Source organism: Streptomyces sp. WELS2 (genome assembly GCF_013870595.1).
Taxonomy (GTDB): Bacteria; Actinomycetota; Actinomycetes; order Streptomycetales; family Streptomycetaceae; genus Streptomyces.
Window position 1 is genome coordinate 1 of the sequence record NZ_JACBWZ010001028.1, and the last position, 1,970, is coordinate 1,970.

Below are 1,970 nucleotides of genomic sequence, written 5' to 3' on the forward strand. Positions count from 1 at the left end.
GCGGTGGTGGGGACCAACCCCGACCTGGACGTGCTGCGCCGGATCGGCGGCGAGGCCGGGGCCGTCGGCAAGGGGTGGTGCTGCGCCGACACGGCACCACCCCCACCGCACGGGCTCGAGGAGCCCCGCGGACGCGCAGCGCGTCGTGCTCAAGTCTCGGCCGAGGCCCTGAGGTTCACCAGGGTTGCAAGGGGTTGCAACCAAGGGGGGCACATGCGCGGAGTCTGTGCCTCCGCCATGACCGGAGCGGCACTATGTGAGGACAGTCGGACCGGAAACCGCCGCCCGGACGGCTTGACAAGAGTGTTCGATGCCTTTCCGGGAGGACCGCAGTGGGGAACCCGCCGATGAATCTGGTGCGCCTGGCCGCGCGGGACGCGGTGCAGGCGGCGCGGGTGCTGAGCGAGGTGCGCGAGGCCGCGCTCGCCGGGCGACGTGCGCGGATCGCGCCCCGGCCGGTGATCGAACAGTCGTGGGACCGGGTGCAGCGCAGCGGAGTCGACCCTGAACGCGACGTCCGCTCCGTGCTGTTGCCGTCCGACGAGGTGCGGCGGCGACGGGAGGAGTCTCCGCTGCGGCAGGTCCTGCCGGTGCTCCGGGAGGGGCTTCTTTCGGTCGCGGACGTGGCGCAGCACATCATGGTCGTCGCGGACGCCGACGGCCGGGTGCTGTGGCGGGAGGGCGCCTCCCCGGTGCTGCGCAAGGCCGACGGCCTGGGGTTCGAGGTCGGCGCGGACTGGCGGGAGGACGTGGTCGGCACCAACGGGGTGGGCACGCCCGCGGTGGTACGACGGCCCGTGCAGGTGTTCGCCGCCGAGCACTTCGTACGGTCGCACACGTCCTGGACCTGCACGGGCGCGCCGATCACCGATCCCCGGGACGGCCGGCTGCTCGGTGTGGTGGACGTCAGCGGCCCGCTGGAGACGATGCATCCGGCCACCCTCGCGTGGGTGGACTCGGTGGCCAAGCTGGCCGAGGCCCGGCTGCGGGAGCTGCACCTGACCTCGCTGGAGCGGCTGCGGGCGGTGGCGGCGCCGGTGCTGGCCCGGCTGCCGGGGCGGGCGGTGGTGGTGGACCGGGACGGCTGGACGGCGGCGGTGACCGGGATGCCGTATGTGCGGCGGGTGGCGCTGCCCAAGTCACTGACGCCGGGCCACCGTTGGCTGCCTTCACTGGGCGCGTGCACGGTGGAGCCACTGGCCGGAGGGTGGCTGCTGCGGGCGGAGGACCGGCCGCCCGCCCCGGGTGCCTGCCGGATCGTGCTGGACCTCGCCGGGCGGGACCGGCGTACGGTCACGGTCACCGGCCCGTCGGGTACCTGGTCGCGGGAGTTGAGCCCGCGCCACGCGGAAGTGCTGTTCCTGCTCGCCGGACACCGCGCCGGGCGCGGGGCGGCGGAGCTGGCCGGGGATCTGTTCGACGCCCCCTCCCGGACGGTGACCGTAAGGGCGGAGATGTCCAGGATCCGGCGGTATCTCGGGGAACTCCTACGGCACCGGCCGTATCGTTTCCGCGATGACGCGGAAGTGGAAGTCGTCCTGCCGGACCACCCGTCCGACCTGCTCCCGCAGTCGACGGCACCGGCGGTGGTACGGAAGCGGAACGCGGGTCACGAGGTCCGTGGCGAGCGGCCCCCGGCGTAGTTCCCTCACCGTTCCCTCATGGTTCCCCACACAGTCCCCGCCTCGTCACCTCCGGTACCGGCCCGGTCCGGCCCGTTCCTGCCGTAGCATCCCGTAGGGGCCGCACCACCTGTTCCTCGTGTCGATGTCCGGACCACCAGGCGCAGTTGGCCGGTCCTGAGGAGGAGAGATGAAGCATCGCGGCAGACACCGGCGGCGCAGGCGGGGCGCTGCCCTGCGGGCCGTCCTGGCCGGGACCGCGCTGGCGCTCACCGCCGCCGCCACCCTGATCAGCACCTCCCAGGCCGGGGTCGCCGCGGACCCCGGCGCGCTCACCCCGCTGACCTC

General features: G+C 73.9%; 1 protein-coding gene. It reads left to right on the forward strand.

The genetic code is table 11. The annotated features are described in order from the left end of the window. Positions 1-347 precede the first annotated feature (347 nt). On the forward strand, positions 348-1,643 hold the full coding sequence (locus tag H5J33_RS33160; RefSeq protein ID WP_181798408.1) for a GAF domain-containing protein: 1,296 nt from the start codon (positions 348-350) through the stop codon (positions 1,641-1,643). The last annotated feature ends 327 nt before the right edge of the window (positions 1,644-1,970 follow it).

Coding starts and splice junctions, on each gene's coding strand:
- H5J33_RS33160 (WP_181798408.1), top strand. CDS start 348: ATGAATCTGGTGCGCCTGGCCGCGCGGGACGCGGTGCAGGCGGCGCGG.